The following is a 21,358-nucleotide window of genomic DNA, read 5'->3' on the forward strand; positions in this document are numbered from 1 at the left end:
GCAAGAATGGCTAAGGTATTCGCGATAGCGAACCAGAAAGGTGGCGTGGGTAAGACCACCACCTGCATCAACCTCGCAGCATCGCTGGTCGCGACCAAGCGCCGCGTGCTGTTGATCGATCTCGATCCACAGGGCAACGCCACCATGGGTAGCGGTGTGGATAAACACGGCCTGGAAAACTCGGTCTACGACTTGCTGATTGGCGAGTGTGACTTGACCCAGGCCATGCACTATTCCGAGCACGGCGGTTATCAACTGCTGCCGGCCAACCGCGATTTGACCGCAGCGGAAGTGGTGCTGCTGGAAATGCAGATGAAAGAAAGCCGTCTGCGCAGCGCCCTGGCGCCGATTCGCGAGAACTACGATTACATTCTGATCGACTGCCCACCGTCGCTGTCGATGCTCACGCTCAACGCGCTGGTGGCGGCTGACGGGGTGATTATCCCCATGCAGTGCGAGTACTACGCGCTGGAAGGATTGAGCGACCTTGTGGATAACATCAAGCGTATCGCCGAGTTGCTCAATCCAAACCTGCAGATCGAAGGGCTGCTGCGCACCATGTTCGACCCGCGCCTGAGCCTGATGAACGATGTGTCGGCCCAGCTCAAGGAACACTTTGGCGAGCAGCTGTACGACACGGTGATCCCGCGTAACATCCGCTTGGCCGAAGCCCCTAGCTACGGCATGCCGGCGCTGGCGTATGACAAATCATCGCGCGGTGCCATTGCCTACCTGGCCCTGGCCGGCGAGATGGTCCGCCGTCAACGCCGCAACCCACGCACCGCTGTTGCCCAGCCAACTTAAGGAATCCCCATGGCCGTCAAGAAACGAGGTCTCGGACGTGGACTGGATGCACTCCTGAGTGGTCCGACCGTCACTTCGCTTGAAGAACAAGCGGTGCAGGCCGACGAGCGTGAGCTGCAGCACCTGCCCCTGGACCTGATCCAGCGCGGCAAATATCAGCCACGGCGCGACATGGACCCGCAGGCGCTGGAAGAACTGGCGAACTCGATCAAGGCCCAGGGTGTGATGCAGCCGATCGTGGTGCGCCCGATTGGCGGCGGCCGCTTTGAAATCATCGCCGGCGAACGTCGCTGGCGTGCCAGCCAGCAGGCCGGCAAGGACACCATCCCGGCGATGGTGCGCGATGTGCCGGATGAAACCGCCATCGCCATGGCATTGATCGAGAACATCCAGCGTGAAGACCTCAATCCGATCGAAGAAGCGATCGCCTTGCAGCGTTTGCAGCAGGAGTTCCAGCTGACCCAGCAGCAAGTGGCCGAGGCAGTGGGTAAATCCCGCGTGACCGTGTCCAACCTGTTGCGCCTGATTGCGCTGCCGGAAGTGATCAAAACCATGCTGTCTCACGGCGACCTGGAAATGGGTCATGCCCGTGCCTTGCTCGGTTTGCCGGAAAATCAACAGGTTGAAGGGGCGCGACACGTTGTCGCACGAGGCCTGACGGTGCGTCAGACCGAAGCCCTGGTTCGCCAATGGCTCAGCGGCAAACCGGCACCGGTCGAGACGCCGAAGGCCGACCCGGATATCGCGCGGCTCGAGCAGCGCCTGGCCGAGCGCCTGGGCTCTGCGGTACAGATTCGACATGGCAAGAAGGGCAAAGGGCAATTGGTTATAGGATATAACTCGCTCGATGAGCTTCAAGGCGTCCTTGCCCACATTCGCTGAAACATTTACTCATGTAGCGTGTGATCGGAAATCACTACCCGGCAGTTGAATAGGGGCAGAACCGCCCCTATACTCTGCGCGCATTTTGTCGGCACAAATTATGCCAAGTTATTGATTTGCGGCAGCCGACCATTGAGGAGCAAGAGTGATGGAAACCCGCACGCCAAACACGTTGCCGTTCCATCGCTTGGCCGTTTTTCCGGTTTTATTGGCTCAATTTGTCATCCTGCTGATCGCCGCATTGGCGCTTTGGTATGGGCATGGAGTCGTAGCCGGGTATTCAGGACTTTGCGGAGGCCTGATAGCCTTGCTGCCCAATATGTATTTTGCTCACAGGGCCTTTCGGTTTTCCGGCGCCCGAGCAGCCCAGGCTATCGTCCGGTCCTTTTATGCCGGCGAGGCGGGCAAACTGATTTTGACGGCAGTGCTGTTCGCACTGACCTTTGCAGGTGTGAAGCCATTGGCGCCGCTGGCTGTATTCGGCGTCTTCGTGTTGACCCAACTGGTCAGCTGGTTCGCTCCCCTGCTAATGAAAACAAGACTTTCGAAACCTTAGGGCGTTTGAGGCAACCATGGCAGAAACAACCGCTTCGGGCTATATCCAGCACCACTTGCAGAACCTGACCTTCGGTCAGCTTCCCAACGGCGGCTGGGGCTTCGCCCACACCGCAGCAGAAGCCAAAGAGATGGGTTTCTGGGCTTTCCACGTCGATACGCTCGGCTGGTCGGTCGCACTGGGTCTGATCTTTGTCCTGATTTTCCGCATGGCGGCAAAAAAGGCGACTTCCGGTCAGCCAGGTGCCTTGCAGAACTTCGTTGAAGTATTGGTCCAGTTCGTCGATGGCAGCGTGAAAGACAGCTTCCATGGCCGTAGCCCGGTGATTGCACCGTTGGCGCTGACCATCTTCGTGTGGGTGTTCCTGATGAACGCCATCGACCTGATCCCGGTCGACTGGATTCCTCAGTTGGCCATCCTGATCACCGGTGATGCGCACATTCCATTCCGCGCCGTTTCCACCACAGACCCGAACGCTACCCTGGGCATGGCCCTGTCGGTGTTCGCGTTGATCATTTTCTACAGCATCAAGGTCAAGGGCATCGGCGGCTTCATCGGCGAGCTGACTCTGCACCCGTTCGGCAGCAAGAACATCTTCGTTCAAGCCCTGCTGATCCCGGTGAACTTCCTGCTGGAATTCGTCACCCTGATCGCCAAGCCGATTTCCCTGGCGCTGCGACTGTTCGGCAACATGTATGCCGGCGAGCTGGTGTTCATTCTGATCGCTGTGATGTTCGGCAGTGGTCTGCTCTGGCTTAGCGGCCTGGGCGTTGTTCTGCAGTGGGCGTGGGCTGTGTTCCACATCCTGATCATTACCCTGCAGGCGTTTATCTTCATGATGCTGACCATCGTCTATCTGTCGATGGCGCACGAAGAGAACCATTAAGACCAGCCTCGGCCAGTCTGATGTCCTTCCCGGTTAAACGGGAAGGTGGCCCCCAGGGGCTATGAAACGATTTGTTTTACCGCTTTAAAATCTAAAAAACCTAAACCATACGACGTAAAAGTCGGGAGGAAAGATGGAAACTGTAGTTGGTCTAACCGCTATCGCTGTTGCACTGTTGATCGGCCTGGGCGCCCTGGGTACTGCCATTGGTTTCGGCCTGCTGGGCGGCAAATTCCTGGAAGGCGCAGCGCGTCAGCCAGAAATGGTCCCAATGCTGCAAGTTAAAATGTTCATCGTCGCCGGCCTGCTCGACGCCGTGACCATGATCGGCGTTGGTATCGCTCTGTTCTTCACCTTCGCGAACCCCTTCGTTGGTCAACTCGCTGGCTGATCACTCGACTTTTCGAGTGATTGGAGTGATGGACAACGAATGAGCGAGGTGTTGGCGTGAACATTAATGCAACCCTGATTGGCCAATCCGTTGCGTTCTTCATTTTTGTAGTGTTTTGCATGAAGTTCGTGTGGCCTCCGGTCATCGCGGCTTTGCACGAACGTCAGAAGAAGATCGCGGATGGTTTGGACGCTGCCAGCCGTGCAGCTCGCGACCTGGAGTTGGCCCAAGAGAAAGTGGGTCATCAACTGCGCGAAGCTAAAGCACAGGCAGCTGAAATCATTGAGCAAGCCAAGAAGCGCGGTAACCAGATCGTCGAAGAGGCTGTTGAAAAAGCCCGCGTCGAAGCTGACCGTGTGAAGGCTTCGGCTCATGCCGAGATCGAACAGGAACTGAACGGCGTCAAAGACGCGCTGCGTGCCCAACTGGGTGCTCTGGCGGTCGGCGGTGCGGAGAAGATCCTCGGTGCCACAATCGATCAAAACGCGCACGCGGAGCTGGTTAACAAACTGGCTGCTGAAATTTAAGCGAGGGCGATCATGGCAGAACTGACCACGTTGGCTCGACCTTACGCTAAGGCAGCCTTCGAGCACGCCCAGGCCCACCAGCAACTGGCCTCTTGGTCAGCCATGCTCGGCCTGGCTGCAGCAGTGTCGCAAGATGACACCATGCAGCGCGTGCTCAAGGCCCCGCGCCTGACGAGCGCAGACAAGGCCGCCACTTTTATTGAAGTGTGCGGCGACAAGTTTGATGTGAAAGTGCAGAACTTCATCAACGTCGTTGCCGAAAACGACCGTCTCCCGCTTCTGCCGGAGATTGCCGCTCTGTTCGACCTGTACAAGGCCGAACAAGAGAAGTCGGTAGACGTTGAAGTCACCAGTGCTTTCGCATTGAACCAAGAACAGCAAGACAAACTCGCCAAGGTTCTCAGTGCACGACTCGACCGGGAAGTGCGCCTGCAAGTTGCGGAAGACAGGTCCCTCATTGGGGGCATTGTCATTCGCGCCGGCGACCTGGTTATCGATGGCTCGGTTCGCGGCAAACTCGCGAGCCTTGCCGAAGCATTGAAATCTTGAGTTTGAAGGGGCAGCAGAGCAATGCAGCAACTCAATCCTTCCGAAATAAGTGAAATTATCAAGGGCCGCATCGACAAGCTCGATGTGACCTCCCAAGCCCGTAACGAAGGCACTGTCGTCAGCGTATCTGACGGCATCGTGCGGATTCACGGTCTGGCCGACGTCATGTACGGCGAGATGATCGAGTTTCCGGGCGGCGTCTACGGTATGGCCCTCAACCTGGAGCAAGACTCCGTAGGTGCCGTTGTATTGGGCGCGTACACCAGTCTGGCCGAAGGCATGAGCGCCAAGTGCACAGGCCGCATCCTCGAAGTTCCGGTTGGTAAGGAACTGCTGGGCCGCGTAGTCGACGCACTGGGTAACCCTGTTGACGGCAAAGGTCCACTGGGCAACACCTTGACCGACGCGGTCGAGAAAGTTGCTCCAGGCGTGATCTGGCGTAAGTCGGTAGACCAGCCTGTACAGACTGGCTACAAGGCTGTCGATGCCATGATCCCGGTCGGCCGTGGCCAGCGTGAGCTGATCATCGGTGACCGTCAGATCGGTAAAACCGCTCTGGCGATCGACGCGATCATCAACCAGAAGAACAGCGGCATTTTCTGCGTCTACGTAGCCATCGGTCAGAAACAATCGACCATCGCCAACGTGGTTCGCAAGCTGGAAGAAAACGGCGCCCTGGCCAACACGATCATCGTGGCTGCCAGTGCTTCGGAATCTCCTGCGCTGCAATTCCTGGCACCGTACTCCGGTTGCACCATGGGTGAATTCTTCCGCGACCGCGGTGAAGACGCGCTGATCGTTTATGACGATCTGTCCAAGCAAGCAGTGGCTTACCGCCAGATTTCCCTGCTGCTGCGCCGTCCACCCGGCCGTGAAGCTTACCCAGGCGACGTGTTCTATCTCCACTCCCGTCTGCTGGAGCGCGCATCCCGCGTTTCCGAAGAGTACGTAGAGAAGTTCACCAACGGCGCAGTGACCGGCAAAACCGGTTCCCTGACCGCACTGCCGATCATCGAAACCCAGGCTGGCGACGTTTCCGCGTTCGTTCCGACCAACGTGATTTCCATCACCGACGGTCAGATCTTCCTGGAATCGGCCATGTTCAACTCGGGCATCCGCCCTGCAGTGAACGCCGGTGTTTCGGTATCCCGTGTGGGTGGTGCCGCTCAGACCAAGATCATCAAGAAGCTCTCCGGTGGTATCCGTACCGCTCTGGCTCAGTACCGTGAACTGGCGGCATTCGCCCAGTTCGCGTCTGACCTGGACGAAGCGACCCGTAAGCAACTTGAGCATGGTCAGCGCGTTACCGAGCTGATGAAGCAGAAGCAATACGCCCCAATGTCGATCGCTGACATGGCGTTGTCGCTGTATGCCGCTGAGCGTGGGTTCCTGACCGACGTTGAAATCGCCAAGGTCGGCAGCTTTGAACAAGCGCTGATTGCTTACTTCAACCGCGATCACGCCGAATTGATGGCGAAGATCAACGTGAAGGGTGACTTCAATGACGATATCGACGCTGGCATGAAAGCCGGTATCGAGAAGTTCAAGGCCACCCAAACCTGGTAAGCCGCAGCGGGAGCCGCAAGGCTCCCGCTTGCTAACCTGATAGGTGTTACATGGCAGGCGCAAAAGAGATTCGCAGTAAGATTGCGAGCATCAAAAGCACGCAAAAGATTACCAGCGCCATGGAAAAAGTGGCGGTGAGCAAAATGCGCAAGGCACAAATGCGCATGGCTGCCAGCCGTCCTTATGCGGAGCGTATCCGCCAGGTAATTGGGCATCTGGCCAACGCCAACCCGGAATACCGCCACCCGTTCATGATCGACCGCGCCGTAAAGCGTGTGGGTTATGTGGTAGTGAGCAGTGACCGTGGTTTGTGCGGTGGTCTGAATACCAACCTGTTCAAGGCCCTGGTCAAGGACATGGCGGTAAACCGCGAAAACGGCGTCGAGATCGATCTGTGTGTGGTGGGTAGCAAGGGTGCGGCCTTTTTCCGCAACTTCGGCGGTAACGTCGTTGCAGCTATCAGCCACCTGGGTGAAGAGCCGTCGATCAACGATTTGATCGGCAGTGTGAAGGTGATGCTCGATGCATACCTGGAAGGCCGGATTGACCGCCTCTCCGTGGTATCCAACAAGTTCATCAACACCATGACCCAGCAGCCGACCGTGGAGCAATTGATTCCACTGGTGGCGACTCCGGATCAGGAACTCAAGCACCACTGGGACTACCTCTACGAACCGGACGCCAAAGAGCTGCTTGACGGCTTGATGGTGCGCTACGTGGAGTCGCAGGTGTACCAGGCGGTGGTCGAGAACAACGCAGCTGAACAAGCGGCGCGGATGATCGCGATGAAAAACGCTACCGATAACGCCGGTGATCTGATCAGCGATTTGCAGTTGATCTACAACAAGGCGCGTCAGGCTGCGATCACCCAAGAGATCTCGGAAATCGTCGGCGGCGCTGCCGCGGTTTAACGGTTCAAATATTCAGAGGATCCAGCTATGAGTAGCGGACGTATCGTTCAAATCATCGGCGCCGTTATCGACGTGGAATTCCCACGCGACAGCGTACCGAGCATCTACAACGCGCTGAAAGTACAAGGCGCGGAAACCACCCTGGAAGTTCAGCAGCAGCTGGGCGACGGCGTGGTTCGTACCATTGCGATGGGTTCCACCGAAGGCTTGAAGCGCGGTCTGGACGTTATCGACTCTGGCGCAGCCATCTCCGTACCAGTCGGTAAAGCGACCCTGGGCCGGATCATGGACGTACTGGGCAACCCGATTGACGAAGCTGGCCCGATCGACACCGAAGAGCGCTGGGGCATTCACCGTCCAGCACCTTCGTTCGCCGAACAAGCTGGCGGCAACGATCTGCTGGAAACCGGCATCAAGGTTATCGACCTGGTTTGCCCGTTCGCCAAAGGCGGTAAAGTCGGTCTGTTCGGTGGTGCCGGTGTAGGCAAGACCGTCAACATGATGGAACTGATCCGTAACATCGCCATCGAGCACAGCGGTTATTCCGTGTTCGCCGGTGTGGGTGAGCGTACCCGTGAGGGTAACGACTTCTACCACGAGATGAAGGACTCCAACGTTCTGGACAAAGTGGCACTGGTTTACGGTCAGATGAACGAGCCGCCGGGTAACCGTCTGCGCGTAGCCCTGACTGGCCTGACCATGGCCGAGAAGTTCCGTGACGAAGGTAACGACGTTCTGCTGTTCGTCGACAACATCTACCGTTACACCCTGGCCGGTACCGAAGTGTCCGCACTGCTGGGCCGTATGCCTTCGGCAGTAGGTTACCAGCCGACCCTGGCTGAAGAGATGGGCGTTCTGCAGGAACGTATCACTTCGACCAAGGAAGGTTCGATCACCTCGATCCAGGCGGTATACGTACCTGCGGATGACTTGACCGACCCGTCGCCTGCCACCACCTTCGCCCACTTGGACGCCACCGTCGTTCTGTCCCGTGATATCGCTTCCCTGGGTATCTACCCGGCCGTCGATCCACTCGACTCGACTTCGCGCCAGCTGGATCCGAACGTGATCGGCCAGGAGCACTACGACACCGCTCGCGGCGTTCAGTACGTGCTGCAGCGTTACAAGGAACTGAAGGACATCATTGCGATCCTGGGTATGGACGAGCTGTCGGAAACCGACAAGCAGTTGGTAAACCGTGCTCGTAAGATCCAGCGTTTCTTGTCGCAGCCGTTCTTCGTGGCTGAAGTCTTCACCGGTGCCTCGGGTAAATACGTTTCCCTGAAAGACACCATTGCTGGCTTCAAAGGCATCCTCAACGGTGACTACGACCACCTGCCAGAACAAGCGTTCTACATGGTCGGCGGCATCGAAGAAGCGATCGAGAAAGCCAAGAAACTGTAATCCTGGCGCCCGGCGACGGGCGCTCATCAGGTTGAGGCAATCAGATGGCTATGACAGTCCATTGCGATATCGTCAGCGCGGAAGGGGAAATCTTCTCCGGTCTGGTAGAAATGGTGATTGCACACGGCGAACTCGGTGACCTGGGTATTGCCATGGGCCACGCGCCGTTGATCACCAGCTTGAAGCCAGGTCCGATCACACTGACCAAGCAAGGCGGGGAACGTGAGGTGTTTTACATCTCGGGTGGTTTCCTCGAGGTTCAGCCGAACATGGTCAAAGTACTTGCCGACACTGTGCAACGTGCTGGCGACCTGGATGAAGCCTCCGCTCAGGAAGCCGTCAAGGCTGCCGAGAAGGCGCTGAACGAAAAAGGCGCAGACTTCGACTACAGCGCTGCTGCAGTCCGTCTGGCCGAAGCCGCAGCCCAGCTGCGGACGCTCCAGCAGATCCGCAGGAAGTAAGCGGCCACGCCGTAATGCTTATGCGCGATTGATTAAAAAGGGTAGCCTCGGCTACCCTTTTTCTTTTTTTGCAAAACACTTCTCTGGTCTGAACCCGGACCGCCCAGGATTGGTAGCCATTCATGTCTCTTGAAATCGTCATTCTCGCCGCAGGCCAGGGCACACGCATGCGTTCGGCCCTGCCCAAGGTGCTGCATCCGGTCGCGGGCAACTCCATGCTCGGCCATGTTATCCACAGTGCCCGGCAGTTGGACCCGCAACGCATCCATGTAGTGATCGGCCACGGTGCCGATGCTGTGCGCGAGCGCCTGGCGGCGGATGACCTCAATTTCGTGTTGCAAGACAAACAACTCGGCACCGGCCACGCCACTGCCCAGGCAGTGCCGTTCATCACCGCCGACACTGTGCTGATCCTCTACGGCGATGTGCCGCTGATCGAAGTCGAAACCCTGCAACGCCTGCTCAAGCACGTAGTGCCTGGCCAGATGGGCCTGCTTACCGTTGAGCTGGACGACCCCACCGGCTACGGACGCATCGTGCGCAACGCTGACGGCAAGGTCGCCGCCATCGTTGAACACAAGGACGCCAGCGAAGCCCAGCGCGCCATCACCGAAGGCAATACCGGAATCATGGCCGTGCCGGCCAATCGCCTGGCGGACTGGATGAGCCGCCTGTCCAACAACAACGCCCAGGGCGAGTACTACCTCACCGACGTCATCGAGATGGCGGTGAGCGACAACCTGGTAGTTGCCACCGAGCAGCCCCACGACCCGATGGAAGTGCAGGGCGCCAACGACCGCAAGCAATTGGCAGAGCTGGAGCGCCACTATCAGTTGCGCGAAGGCCGCCGCCTCATGGCTCAAGGCGTCACCCTGCGCGACCCGGCCCGTTTCGATGTACGCGGTGAAGTCACCGTCGGCCGCGACGTGCTGATCGACATCAACGTGATCCTCGAAGGCCGTGTGGTCATCGAAGACGACGTGGTAATTGGGCCCAATTGCGTGATCAAGGACAGCACCCTGCGCAAGGGCGTGGTGGTCAAGGCCAACAGCCATATCGAAGGCGCCGTGATGGGCGAGGGCAGCGATGCAGGCCCGTTTGCGCGGTTACGTCCGGGCAGTGTGCTGGGCGCCAGGGCGCATGTGGGTAACTTCGTCGAGCTGAAAAACGCCGTGATGGGCGACGATGCCAAGGCTGGCCACCTGGCCTACCTGGGGGACGCTGTGATCGGTGCTCGCAGCAACATTGGTGCTGGCGCCATCACCTGCAATTACGATGGCGCCAACAAATACCAGACGACGATTGGTGAGGACGTATTCATCGGCTCCAATAACTCGCTGGTCGCACCCGTCACCATTGACGACGGTTCCAACACGGCGGCGGGCTCAACCATCAACCAGAATGTGGATAAGTCCCAACTGGCAGTAGCCCGCGCCCGCCAACGCAACATCGATGGCTGGAAACGCCCGGTCAAACTCCCCAAGAACTGAGTTATCCACAGTGTCAACAGCAACATAAAACCCAATGTGGGAGGGGGCTTGCTCCCGATAGCAGTCATTCAGTCACTGATGCATCGACTGAAATAGCGCTATCGGGAGCAAGCCCTCTCCCACAATCGTCTCGTCGTCGCATTCAAAAATGCACTTGACGAACTTTCACCAATAGGTTTTGATTGCCTTCGTTATCTTTCGAAACGAAACTTATAATCACCATGTCGAAACGAAATACCCCTCAACGTCGCCACAACATCCTCACCTTGCTCAATGAGCAGGGCGAAGTCAGCGTGGACGAGTTGGCCAAGCGTTTCGAAACCTCGGAAGTCACCATCCGCAAGGACCTCGCCGCCCTCGAAAGTAACGGCCTGCTGCTGCGCCGTTACGGTGGCGCAATCACCATGCCCCAGGAACTGGTCGGCGATGCAGCCCAACCCATCTCGGCCCATAAACGCGCTATCGCGCGTGCCGCCGTAATGCGTTTACGCGAACACGCCCGCATCATCATCGACAGCGGCAGCACCACTGCCGCGATGATCCCCGAGCTGGGTCACCAGCCGGGTCTGGTGGTGATGACCAACTCCCTGCATGTCGCCCGCGCCTTGAGCGAACTGGAACACGAGCCGGTGTTGTTGATGACCGGCGGCACCTGGGACCCGCACTCGGACTCGTTCCAGGGGCAGGTCGCCGAGCACGTGTTGCGCTCCTATGACTTTGACCAGTTGTTCATCGGTGCCGACGGCATTGATCTGGAGCGCGGCACCACCACCTTCAACGAGCTGCTGGGCCTGAGCCGGGTAATGGCCGAGGTCGCCCGGGAAGTGGTGGTAATGGTCGAGTCCGACAAGATCGGCCGCAAGATTCCCAACCTGGAGCTGCCCTGGAGCAGCGTCCATACCCTGATCACCGATGATCGCCTGCCGCTTGAGGCCCGCGACCAGATACAAGCCCGCGGCATCACGCTGATATGCGCGGCAATCATCTAGGAGACATACCATGTGTGGAATTGTAGGCGCCGTCGCCGAACGTAACGTTACCGCCATCCTCATCGAAGGCCTCAAGCGCCTCGAATACCGCGGCTATGACAGCGCCGGTGTGGCTGTTTTCACCAACGGCGGCAAGCTGGAGCGCATGCGCCGGCCCGGCAAGGTCAGCGAATTGGACCAGGCCCTGGCCGGTGAGCCGCTGGTCGGCCGTCTGGGCATCGCCCACACCCGTTGGGCCACCCACGGCGCGCCGTGCGAGCGCAACGCCCACCCGCATTTCTCCGGCGACCTCGCTGTGGTGCACAACGGCATCATCGAGAACCACGAAGCACTGCGCGAACAGCTCAAGGGCCTGGGCTACGTGTTCACCTCGGACACCGACACCGAAGTCATCGCCCACCTGCTCAACCATAAGCTCAAGGACCACAGCGACCTGACCACCGCCCTCAAGGCCACGGTCAAGGAACTGCATGGCGCCTACGGTCTGGCGGTGATCAGCGCCAGCCAACCTGACCGCGTGGTCGCCGCCCGCAGCGGCAGCCCGCTGGTGATCGGCCTGGGCCTGGGCGAGAACTTCCTCGCCTCCGACCAACTGGCCCTGCGTCAGGTTACCGACCGCTTCATGTACCTGGAAGAAGGCGATATCGCCGACATCCGTCGTGAAAGCGTGGCGATCTGGGACGTGGACGGCAACTCTGTCGAGCGCGAAGCCGTGCAATACCGCGACGGCGCCGAAGCCGCCGACAAGGGCGAATTCCGCCACTTCATGCTCAAGGAAATCCACGAGCAGCCTTCCGTGGTGCAACGCACCCTCGAAGGTCGCCTCAGCCAGAACCAGGTGCTGGTCAACGCCTTCGGCCCGCAAGCCGCCGAGCTGTTCGCCAAGGTGCGCAACGTGCAGATCGTCGCCTGCGGTACCAGCTACCACGCCGGCATGGTTGCGCGTTACTGGCTGGAAGAGCTGGCCGGCATCCCGTGCCAGGTCGAAGTCGCCAGCGAGTTCCGCTACCGCAAGGTGGTGGTGCAGCCCGACACCCTGTTCGTGACCATCTCCCAGTCCGGCGAAACTGCCGACACCCTGGCCGCCCTGCGCAATGCCAAAGAGCTGGGCTTCCTTGCCAGCCTGGCGATCTGCAACGTCAGCATCAGCTCCCTGGTGCGTGAATCCGACCTCACCCTGCTGACCCAGGCCGGTCGCGAAATCGGCGTAGCCTCCACCAAGGCGTTCACCACGCAGCTGGTCGGCCTGCTGCTGCTGACCCTGTCTCTGGGCCAGGTGCGCGGCACCCTTGCCGAAGGCGTCGAAGCCACGCTGGTGGAAGAACTGCGCCGCCTGCCGACCCGCCTGGGCGAAGCCCTCGCGATGGACAGCACCGTGGAAAAAGTCGCCGAGCTGTTTGCCGACAAAAACCACACCCTGTTCCTCGGCCGTGGCGCGCAATACCCGGTGGCGATGGAAGGCTCCCTCAAGCTCAAGGAAATCTCCTACATCCACGCCGAAGCCTACCCAGCCGGCGAGCTGAAGCACGGCCCGCTGGCCCTGGTGGATGACGACATGCCGGTGGTCACCGTCGCGCCGAACAATGAACTGCTGGAAAAGCTCAAATCCAACCTGCAGGAAGTACGTGCCCGTGGCGGCCAACTGATCGTGTTCGCCGACGAAAAAGCCGGCATGACCAATGGCGAAGGCACCCACGTCATCAACATGCCGCACATCCACGACACCCTGTCGCCGATCCTCTACACCATCCCGCTGCAGTTGCTGTCGTACTACGTGGCCGTGCTTAAAGGCACCGACGTTGACCAGCCGCGTAACCTGGCCAAGTCGGTGACGGTGGAGTAATAAGCCACGTGCCTGGAGGCCGTAGACCTGTGCATCTTCGAAGCTGATGCCTGGATTCGGGATAAAAAAGGGATGAGGTAGGCCGGAACGCAGGTTTCACACGTTGCTTAAACCCTGAAAACACCACACAACTCAATGTGGGAGCGGGCAAGCCCGCACCCACATTTTTTGATCTTCGTTTGAGTTGGAGACGGTGAGGTCAGGTCCACCAGTAGCGCACCAAATGAAAGAAAATCGGCGCCGCAAAGCACACCGAATCCAGCCGATCCAGCATCCCGCCGTGGCCTTCGATCATGTGCCCCCAATCCTTTACACCCCGGTCGCGCTTGATCGCCGACATCACTATCCCGCCAGCGAAGCCCAGCAGGTTGATCAGCAGCGCAATCAGGAACGACTGCCACGGGTTGAACGGCGTGGTCCACCACAGTGCTGCGCCGATCAGCGAGGACAGCAGGATCCCGCCAACAAAGCCTTCCACGGTTTTCGAGGGTGAGAGGTTAGGCGCGATCTTGTGTTTGCCGAACAATTTCCCACAGACGTACTGGAGCACATCCGACAGTTGCACCACGATCACCAGGTAGGCGATCAACAGCAGGTTGCGGCCTTCGTAGCCGGGAATATCCAACGTGAGCAGGGCGGGCACGAAGGATACACAGAACACCGCGATCATCAGTCCCCATTGCACCTTGGATGCGCGTTCCAGGAAGTGGGTGCTGTCGCCGCCCAGGGAGGCGAGGATCGGCAGCAGCAGGAACACGTAGACCGGGATGAAGATCGAGAACAGCCCGTACCAGTCGGCATAGATCAGTACGTATTGCAGCGGCAGTGCCAGGTAGAACGCGGCCACCAGCGCCGGGTAGTCGCTACGCCGGGTTGGGGTGAGGGTGAGAAATTCGCGCAGGGCGTAGAACGACACCGCGTAGAACAGCAGGATCACGGCAGCGTTGCCGAGCCAGAAGGCGATGCCGATCACCACCACCATCACCCACCACGCGTTGATGCGCGCGTTGAGGTTTTCCACTACCGCATTCGGGGTGCCACGGGTGCGCAGCTTGAGGATCAGGCCGATCAGCGAGGCCAGCACCAGGATCGCGCCGATTCCGCCGAACAGCATCAGGGTTTGGCTATCCATGTCAGACATGCTCCGGGGCAAGGGCCAGCAGGGCGTCGCGGGTGCGCGCAAGAAACAGCGCCTTGTCTTCGCCGTCTTCCAGTTGCAGCGGGGCGCCGAAGCTGGTGGTGCACAGCAGGGGCAGCGGCAGGACGCGGCCCTTGGGCATGACCCGGTTTAGGTTGGCAATCCACACCGGAATCAACTCGGCCTGTGGGTAACTTTTTGCCAGGTGATACAGGCCGCTCTTGAAGGGCAGCAGGCCATCCTCAAGATTGCGCGTACCTTCCGGGAAGATGATCAGCGAGTCGCCGCCTTGCAGCGCGGCGAGCATGGGCGTCAGGGGGTTATCCACAGGGTCCTTGCGCTCGCGGTCGATCAGCACGCCGTTGAACACGCGGTTGATGATGTAGCGGCGCAGTGCACTTTTGTTCCAGTAGTCGCTGCCCGCTACCGGGCGCGTGAATTTGCGCAGGTTCTGCGGCAGCGAGGCCCACAGCAGCACGAAGTCGCCGTGGCTGCTGTGGTTGGCGAAGTAGATACGCTGCACCGGCACGGGCGCGCAACCGAGCCACAGACTGCGGGCGCCGGTGACGGTGCGGGCCATCGACGTAATCAGCGTGGCGACCACGGGTTCGAACATGGGAATTCCTTATCCGGCGAAAGGCAGCCAGGGGCTGGCGAGGATGACGCCCAGGGTCAGCAGCGCTTGCGCGCTCAGCAGCCAGGCTTGTTTGCGCAGCAGTTTCAGCGCGCCCCGGCGGCGCTCGAGCCAGGGCCGTCCGGCGCGCCTGGCCGATTGCAGGCCAAGGGCTTGCAGGGCCTGGTCGAGGTCGGCGGTGCGTCCGGTATCCCGAGCCAGCAGGGCGAACAGGTCGGCATCGAAGGCCACGCGCAGTGCCCAGTATTTTTGCAGCAACCCGAAGATAACCATCCACAGGCTGAGCAGCAGGCAGATCGGCGAAATGCTCGCCATCAGCACTTGCGCCAGCCCGAACAGCACGCCCAGCAGTGTCAGGCCTGTGGATAACTGGTCCAGTGAGCGACCACGTCGCAGCAGACTGGCGACGACCTGGAGTTCCATATCAGCGGGCATGGGGCAAACCCTCCAAAGCTTCTCGGTGAGCGGGGTGCAGGACCACTTCGGCCCGTGCTGTACGAATGATAGCCAGCGCCTGATCCACCGTGGCGGCGCGCCCGCTGTGCAGCAGCCACGCGGCGACGGCGCTGGCGCTGCGCGAATAGCCCAGCGCGCAACACACCAGCAAGGGTCCGCTGACGCGCAGGCGTTCGATGGCCTCGGCGGCGTGTCGGCATTCGGCGGACGTGGGGGCGATCAGGTCCAGCACGGGGACGCACTGGTAGGCTCGACCCTGTGGGTTAATCGGCAACTCTGCACACAGATCGACCACTGCACTGAACGAGCCTTGCTCAGCGGCCGTGGGAATTCGGCCCAGCCAGACGTTATCCACAATCAGATCGGCCTGTGGATGCCTGCGCGTCCACAGCCGTGAATTGATCCAGGCTCCGGCCAGATACGGCGCGTACAGCCAGCGTGCGGCGGCTGTTAACCGGCCATCCGCGCGCTTCTGAAAACCCTCTGCGCCAAGCACGCAGTAATTCAACGTGACCAACGCCAGCGACACCGCGGGCCACGCCAGCCACAGCCACCAACCGCCCAACAGCAGCGCCAGGCTGAACAGCACGAGGGCCCCTACGGCATAACGCATAGCCAACCACCAACGCTTGGGCTCGCGCGCCAGTCGACTATGCAACAGGGGACTCGGATGCTCCACAGGCCATAGCCACACACACAGCCATCCCGCGAGGGCGCCTGTGGGTAAGTCAATAAAGTGATGTTGATAAGTGGTCAGCACCGAAATACCGATCAAGGCGAACCAGCCATGGACCAGCCAACGCCACATGCCCTGGGTGTGCCGCTGGAACATGAGCCACAGAATCACCAGTAACGCGATGTGCAGCGACGGCGCCTGGTTGAACGGTTTGTCGAACCCCGCCAGCACCGCGAACAGCCAGCCGAACATGCCATCCAGCGCGGGCCGTTCGAAAGTAAACCGCAACGGCCAGATCAGAAAGCAGCTCACGGCGATCGCCTGCGCAGTCAGCAGGCGCAGCGCGTGCTGCTTGAGTTCATGGCGGGTGTTGGGCAGCAGCAGCGAGAACCCGTAAAGCAGGTCGATGGACCAGTAGGGCACGATGGTCCAGGCCCAGAACGGCATATGGGTTTCCCAGCCGAACACCAGCGTGCCCACGTCGCTGCGCTGAGCCGTGACCCAGGTGGCGAAGCCGTAGGTGCTGAAGAACAGCGGTGCCAACAGCAGCAGCCATAACAGCGCTGGCTTGAATAAACCGGGTTCGCGCATGTTCAGAGCTTCTGCGCCAGGGACACGGTGAAAATGCCCCATTCATCCACACGTTGGGTGATCTTGCGAAAGCCTGCCGCTGCCACCAGCTGATCCATTTCCGCCTGACTGCGACGGCGCATCACCCAGGCCTGGCCCTGGCGATGGCTGGTGAGCGCGCGGGCGATCAGTTCCAACTGCGGGTGCCACGGCTGACCGGTGTACACCAGGTAACCACCGGGCTCCACTGCCTCGGCCAAGCCGGCCAGCGAATCACCGACCCTGCCGTTATCGGCGAACAATTCATACAGCCCGGACACCACCGCCAGGGTCGGCCTGGGCGCAAGCGCTGCCAGGTCGGCCCGGTCAAACGCGTCGCCTTTGACGAACTGCGCGATATCCCCCAGGCCTTTCTCGCGAATCAGCGCGCCACCGTCATGCACGTTGATGTCGCTGTAGTCACGCAGCAGGATCGATTCCGGCAACGGTGAGACGCCCTGCAGGGCTTCGAGAATGTAACGGCCATGGCCGGCGGCGATGTCGACGATGCGCACTTCGCGCTGCTCATCGCGCAATCTGGCCATGGCCAGGCGCAGCAATTCCTCGACGTTCACTTTGCGCTGGCGAATGCCGCGCCAGCCGATGGAGTTGAGGTAGTTGGTGTCGATCATCCGTCCCAGACCGCCCTTGCCGGTGGGCGTGTTGCGGTAGACGTAGTCCAGGGTGCTGCCGGAGTCGAAACCGGTATCGAAACCCAGCTTCACGCCGGCCGACAGGCGTTGGCCCAGGCCCATGCTGGCGCGGGTCATGCGCCAGTAAAGGTCGCGCAGGGAATTGCGCGGCAGCGGCGCGGCCAGAGATTCGGATTCGGCGCAGGTGGCGCCCAGCCTGTCGGCGTCCAGCAGCGAGGCGCGGTCCAGTGGGTGGCTGAAGTTCTGCAGGATAAAACGCCTGGCGCTGCTCAGCGCCACCGCGCGATCACGTTCGCCAAGGGTGTCGTGAAAGAAACCGGGGAGAATATGCAGCTCTTTTTTCAGGCTGCCCAGGCGGTCGAAGAACTGCTGCTGAGGCTTGCGGTGCACCACGAAGTCGGAACCGGACACCAGCAGTTGGGTCGGCACCTGGATCGCCTGGGCATCGGCGACAACGCGGTCGGCCGCTTCGTACAGGCCCAGCAGCACATTCACCGAAATGGCCTTGGTGATCAGCGGGTCGCTGTCGTAGGACGCCACCCGCTCGGGGTCATGGCTGAGAAACCTGGCCTTGACGTAACTGTTGACGAAAAAGTTGCCGCGAAACCGGCGCATCAAGGCCAGGCCCGGGCGGGCGAAAGGCACGTACAGCTTGACCTTGAACGCCGGGGAGGCCAGCACCAGGGCGCGGATGTTGGGGGCATAGTCGTGCACCCAGGTGGCCGCAATCACCGCGCCGACGCTTTGGGCGATCACCGCAAGGTTTTGCGCCTCGATGCCAAACGTGGCTTCGATATGTTCGCAGAAGGTCTGCACGTCGCGGGCGCTGGTGGCGAAGCTCGGGCTGTCACCGCGTGCGCCGGGTGATTGGCCGTGGCCACGGGCGTCCCAGGCGAAGAAGTCGAAACCGGGCAGGTCCAGTTCATCCACCAGATGGGCGATACGCCCGGAATGCTCATGGCCGCGATGAAACAGCAGGATCGCCTTGCGCGGTTCGCCATCCGTTGCAGCGGTGGCCGGCCAGTGCCGATAGAAAAGCTCGACGCCATCATGGGTACTGAATGTCTGTGCCTGCTGTTCGCGCATCGCAAAAATCCTTATGCAATCGGTGAAGTGGCGGAGTGTTCCTTGAGGCCCTGGCGCACCCGGTTGACCAGGGTATAGGCGAGCAGGGCGGCGACCAGCCACATCACCGTGCTCACCCAGGCAGCGCCCAGCCAGCCCAGCGCCACGCCCGTGGCCAGCACGCCGAGGACGAAGGCGCGATCGCTCTTGCCCATCGGCCCGTCATAGCGCCGCGAGGCACCGACCATCGGCCCCAACACCCCTGCGTATTCGCTGAACACCGCGAGCAGCGTCACCAGCAGCACTGGCGCCAGGCTCACCTCGGGAATCAGTGCAAACGGCAGGATCAGCGCGCTGTCGGCGATCACGTCGCACAGTTCATTGAGGTAGGCGCCCAGGCGCGATTGCTGGCCGAATTCGCGGGCGAGCATGCCGTCGATGGCGTTGAGGGCCATGCGCACGATCATCCACAACGGGATCAGCGCAAACAGCCACAGGTGCTGGGCGAACCCGCCAATCAGCAGGCCCACCAACAGGGAAATCACCCCGGCCAGCACGGTGATCTGGTTGGCGGTGGTGCCATTGTCGTAGAGGCGCTGCACCAGCGGGCGCAGCAGGTTCTGAAAGCGTGGCTTGAGCTGATAGATCGAAATCATGGGAGATGACGCTTCCTTGTCCGTGAACCCGTGAAAAGCTGTGCTGGAGTGTGCCGATTATTTGTAGCCCCTACCAGTGATGGCTCCTGTTTATAGGGGGTTAGTGCCATCGTGAGTGCGATAACGCTCAACTGTGGGAGGGGGCTTGCTCCCGATAGCGGTGGATCAGTGAGTACCTGTACCGACTGACCCACCGCTATCGGGAGCAAGCCCCCTCCCACATTGATTTTTCGGTGTTAAACAAACAAATATTTCACGCCCCGTGTTATATCGTAACGAACTGTGTGTTATCGGGCGTTGAGTGGATGCAAGTGGATCTGGAAGCTGACGGCGTGCGGGCTGAAAGCCTGCCGCGTTTTCAGCAAGGGCTGTTCCATGCCCGTCGATTGAGGCAAGCCGGTATCAGCCTCACCGCCGTGGGTGTCAGTGGTTGGGTGTTGGCGTTGTTTGTCGCGCTGTTTGCGCCGCTGTCGATCTGGCCGGTGGTGTTGATCAATTGCGCCTCGGCCTTGCTGCTGCTGGTGGCCGGCTTGCAGTCGGCGTGGTGGGTGGCCGACTGGCGCGCCCAGGCACTGGAAGCACCGCCGGTTGACGTGCCGGCTGAAGAAACGGGCCGCTACGCGCGCTTGATGGAGCGCTTTATCGCGCAGATCGGCACACCGGTCTTGTGGCTGTGCGGTTGGGCGTTGCTGGCGCTGATCAGCATCATCGAATTCTGGAACCTGGCCCTGCCTGCGGCCGCTATTGGCCAGTCCGCCAGCATCGGTGCTGCGCTGGGGTTGGCCCTGGCGTTTGGCTTGCTGGTGTTCGAACGTCGCCTGGCTCAGGAAAGCGACACGCAATGGCCTGAGGCTTCATCCCTGGCCCAGTTGTGCCGCGTGGCCATCGGTTGTTTGCTGGTGAGCTCGATCTGCCTGCTGTTTGCGAACGCCGAATCGCTGTGGCCAGTGCGCCTGGCCGTGCTGATGGGCGTGTTGCCCGCGCTGGTGGCACTGGAGTTTTTGATCAGGGGCATGCTGTCACTGTTCAGCCCGCGCCAGCCGCGCCTCGAACCGCGCCTGATGGAGCAAAGTTTCATTGCTGACCTGCTGCGCTGGCCACCCCAGCCCTTGCTCGCCTTGCAGCACGAACTGCACAACCGCTACGGCATCGACCTGCGTCAGATCTGGGCGTTCACCTACATGCGCCGGGCATTTTTGCCGGTGCTGTTGGTGGTGTTGGCCGTAGGCTGGGCGCTGACCGGCGTGCATGAAGTGCCCCTGCAAGGTCGTGGGATTTACGAGCGCTTCGGCAAGCCGGTGCAGGTGTTCGGGCCCGGTCTGCATAGCGGGCTGCCATGGCCGTTGGGCCGTGTCATCAACGTGGAAAACGGCGTGGTGCACGAGCTGGCCACCAGCGTCAGCCAAGCCGGCCCACCCGAACCGGCGCCGGCTGAAGGCCCACCGCCAGCCATCGCCAACCGTCTGTGGGACGCCAGCCATGTGAATGACAAATCCCAGGTCATTGCCAGCAGCAGCGGCGACAAGCAAGGCTTCCAGATCGTCAATATGGATGTGCGTTTCGTCTACCGCATCGGCCTCGGCGATCAGGCCGCACTGGCCGCCACCTACAACAGCGCCGACGTACCGACCCTGATTCGCAGCACCGCCAGCCGCATCCTGGTGCACGACTTCGCCTCGCGCACCCTTGACGAACTGCTCGGCGAACAACGCACGCGGCTGGCCGACGAGATCGGCCGCAGCGTGCAGGCCGACCTGCAGAAACTCGACAGCGGCGTGGAAATTCTTGCCACGGTGGTGGAAGCCATCCACCCGCCGGCCGGTGCGGCTAACGCCTATCACGGCGTGCAGGCCGCGCAGATTGGCGCCCAGGCCTTGATCGCCCGCGAGCGCGGCGCCGCCAGCGAACAAACCAACCAGGCCTTGTTGCAAGCCAGCACCGCCCATGACCAGGCCGTGGCCAGCGCCCGCGAAGTGAATGCCGGCGCCCAGGCCGCAAACCTGCGCTTTGACGCCGAACAAAAAGCCTACGCCAGCGCTGGCCGGGCCTTCGTGCTGGAACAGTACCTCGGCCAACTCAGCCAGGGCCTGGCCCACGCCAACCTGCTGATTCTGGATCACCGCCTGGGTGCCGACGGCGCTCCGACGATCGATCTGCGTTCTTTTACCTTGCCGGCCGATCCAGTGGCGCCGCGTAAAGCCGTTCAATAAGG

At 60.6% G+C, this 21,358-nt stretch carries 21 protein-coding genes; 15 read left to right on the forward strand and 6 right to left on the reverse strand.

Features of this window, described 5'->3' with window-relative positions:
• The first annotated feature begins 6 nt into the window (after positions 1-6).
• From LUB09_RS07575 to glmS, 14 genes are all read left to right on the forward strand, one after another.
• Positions 7-804: a ParA family protein gene (locus tag LUB09_RS07575; RefSeq protein ID WP_209986665.1), complete on the forward strand. Its 798-nt coding sequence runs from the start codon at positions 7-9 to the stop codon at positions 802-804.
• Between the two features lie 9 nt (positions 805-813).
• Positions 814-1,686, forward strand: a complete 873-nt coding sequence (locus LUB09_RS07580; RefSeq protein ID WP_057006243.1) for a ParB/RepB/Spo0J family partition protein — start codon at positions 814-816, stop codon at positions 1,684-1,686.
• A gap of 148 nt (positions 1,687-1,834) precedes the next feature.
• Positions 1,835-2,242 (forward strand): F0F1 ATP synthase subunit I, encoded by a 408-nt coding sequence (locus tag LUB09_RS07585; protein ID WP_003177069.1) that lies wholly within the window; start codon positions 1,835-1,837, stop codon positions 2,240-2,242.
• A 16-nt stretch (positions 2,243-2,258) separates the two neighbouring features.
• Entirely contained in the window at positions 2,259-3,128 is an 870-nt protein-coding gene (gene atpB, locus LUB09_RS07590) for a F0F1 ATP synthase subunit A (RefSeq protein WP_057006244.1), read from the forward strand.
• 133 nt (positions 3,129-3,261) lie between these two features.
• Entirely contained in the window at positions 3,262-3,519 is a 258-nt protein-coding gene (atpE, locus tag LUB09_RS07595; RefSeq protein WP_002555987.1) for a F0F1 ATP synthase subunit C, read from the forward strand.
• A 56-nt stretch (positions 3,520-3,575) separates the two neighbouring features.
• The gene (locus LUB09_RS07600; protein ID WP_003177066.1) at positions 3,576-4,046 is read left to right on the forward strand and encodes a F0F1 ATP synthase subunit B; all 471 of its coding nucleotides are present in this window, start codon (positions 3,576-3,578) and stop codon (positions 4,044-4,046) included.
• Between the two features lie 12 nt (positions 4,047-4,058).
• Entirely contained in the window at positions 4,059-4,595 is a 537-nt protein-coding gene (locus LUB09_RS07605) for a F0F1 ATP synthase subunit delta (protein ID WP_003233569.1), read from the forward strand.
• Positions 4,596-4,616: 21 nt separating this feature from the next.
• Entirely contained in the window at positions 4,617-6,161 is a 1,545-nt protein-coding gene (gene atpA, locus LUB09_RS07610) for a F0F1 ATP synthase subunit alpha (RefSeq protein WP_003233567.1), read from the forward strand.
• A gap of 50 nt (positions 6,162-6,211) precedes the next feature.
• Positions 6,212-7,072, forward strand: a complete 861-nt coding sequence (gene atpG / locus LUB09_RS07615; RefSeq protein ID WP_003233565.1) for a F0F1 ATP synthase subunit gamma — start codon at positions 6,212-6,214, stop codon at positions 7,070-7,072.
• Positions 7,073-7,099: 27 nt separating this feature from the next.
• Entirely contained in the window at positions 7,100-8,476 is a 1,377-nt protein-coding gene (gene atpD / locus LUB09_RS07620) for a F0F1 ATP synthase subunit beta (RefSeq protein ID WP_003233564.1), read from the forward strand.
• Positions 8,477-8,520: 44 nt separating this feature from the next.
• Positions 8,521-8,937: a F0F1 ATP synthase subunit epsilon gene (locus LUB09_RS07625; protein WP_003233562.1), complete on the forward strand. Its 417-nt coding sequence runs from the start codon at positions 8,521-8,523 to the stop codon at positions 8,935-8,937.
• 122 nt (positions 8,938-9,059) lie between these two features.
• On the forward strand, positions 9,060-10,427 hold the full coding sequence (gene glmU, locus LUB09_RS07630; RefSeq protein WP_231422243.1) for a bifunctional UDP-N-acetylglucosamine diphosphorylase/glucosamine-1-phosphate N-acetyltransferase GlmU: 1,368 nt from the start codon (positions 9,060-9,062) through the stop codon (positions 10,425-10,427).
• 221 nt (positions 10,428-10,648) lie between these two features.
• Positions 10,649-11,416: a DeoR/GlpR family DNA-binding transcription regulator gene (locus tag LUB09_RS07635; protein WP_057006247.1), complete on the forward strand. Its 768-nt coding sequence runs from the start codon at positions 10,649-10,651 to the stop codon at positions 11,414-11,416.
• Positions 11,417-11,426: 10 nt separating this feature from the next.
• The gene (glmS, locus tag LUB09_RS07640) at positions 11,427-13,259 is read left to right on the forward strand and encodes a glutamine--fructose-6-phosphate transaminase (isomerizing) (protein ID WP_231422244.1); all 1,833 of its coding nucleotides are present in this window, start codon (positions 11,427-11,429) and stop codon (positions 13,257-13,259) included.
• A 199-nt stretch (positions 13,260-13,458) separates the two neighbouring features.
• Here the strand turns inward: glmS and LUB09_RS07645 are convergent, their stop codons facing one another.
• The 6 genes from LUB09_RS07645 to LUB09_RS07670 are packed head-to-tail and all read right to left on the reverse strand — an operon-like array spanning position 13,459 to position 19,146.
• Positions 13,459-14,391 (reverse strand): phosphatidate cytidylyltransferase, encoded by a 933-nt coding sequence (locus LUB09_RS07645; protein ID WP_231422245.1) that lies wholly within the window; start codon positions 14,389-14,391, stop codon positions 13,459-13,461.
• 1 nt (position 14,392) lies between these two features.
• A complete protein-coding gene (locus LUB09_RS07650) occupies positions 14,393-15,013 on the reverse strand; it encodes a lysophospholipid acyltransferase family protein (RefSeq protein WP_209986657.1) in 621 nt (206 codons plus the stop codon).
• A gap of 9 nt (positions 15,014-15,022) precedes the next feature.
• The gene (locus tag LUB09_RS07655) at positions 15,023-15,466 is read right to left on the reverse strand and encodes a hypothetical protein (protein WP_231422246.1); all 444 of its coding nucleotides are present in this window, start codon (positions 15,464-15,466) and stop codon (positions 15,023-15,025) included.
• Entirely contained in the window at positions 15,456-16,754 is a 1,299-nt protein-coding gene (locus LUB09_RS07660) for a phosphatase PAP2/dual specificity phosphatase family protein (protein WP_231422247.1), read from the reverse strand. Before LUB09_RS07660 ends, LUB09_RS07655 begins: the two co-directional genes overlap by 11 nt.
• A gap of 2 nt (positions 16,755-16,756) precedes the next feature.
• Complete coding sequence (locus LUB09_RS07665; protein ID WP_231422248.1) at positions 16,757-18,511, reverse strand: bifunctional alpha/beta hydrolase/class I SAM-dependent methyltransferase; 1,755 nt, start codon at positions 18,509-18,511, stop codon at positions 16,757-16,759.
• Positions 18,512-18,522: 11 nt separating this feature from the next.
• Positions 18,523-19,146: a CDP-alcohol phosphatidyltransferase family protein gene (locus LUB09_RS07670; RefSeq protein WP_231422249.1), complete on the reverse strand. Its 624-nt coding sequence runs from the start codon at positions 19,144-19,146 to the stop codon at positions 18,523-18,525.
• Positions 19,147-19,451: 305 nt separating this feature from the next.
• Between LUB09_RS07670 and hflK the strand changes: the two genes are divergently transcribed.
• Positions 19,452-21,356 (forward strand): protease modulator HflK, encoded by a 1,905-nt coding sequence (gene hflK / locus LUB09_RS07675; RefSeq protein WP_231422250.1) that lies wholly within the window; start codon positions 19,452-19,454, stop codon positions 21,354-21,356.
• Positions 21,357-21,358: the final 2 nt, after the last annotated feature.

The organism is Pseudomonas sp. Leaf59, assembly GCF_920984685.1.
In the GTDB taxonomy this organism is placed as follows: domain Bacteria; phylum Pseudomonadota; class Gammaproteobacteria; order Pseudomonadales; family Pseudomonadaceae; genus Aquipseudomonas.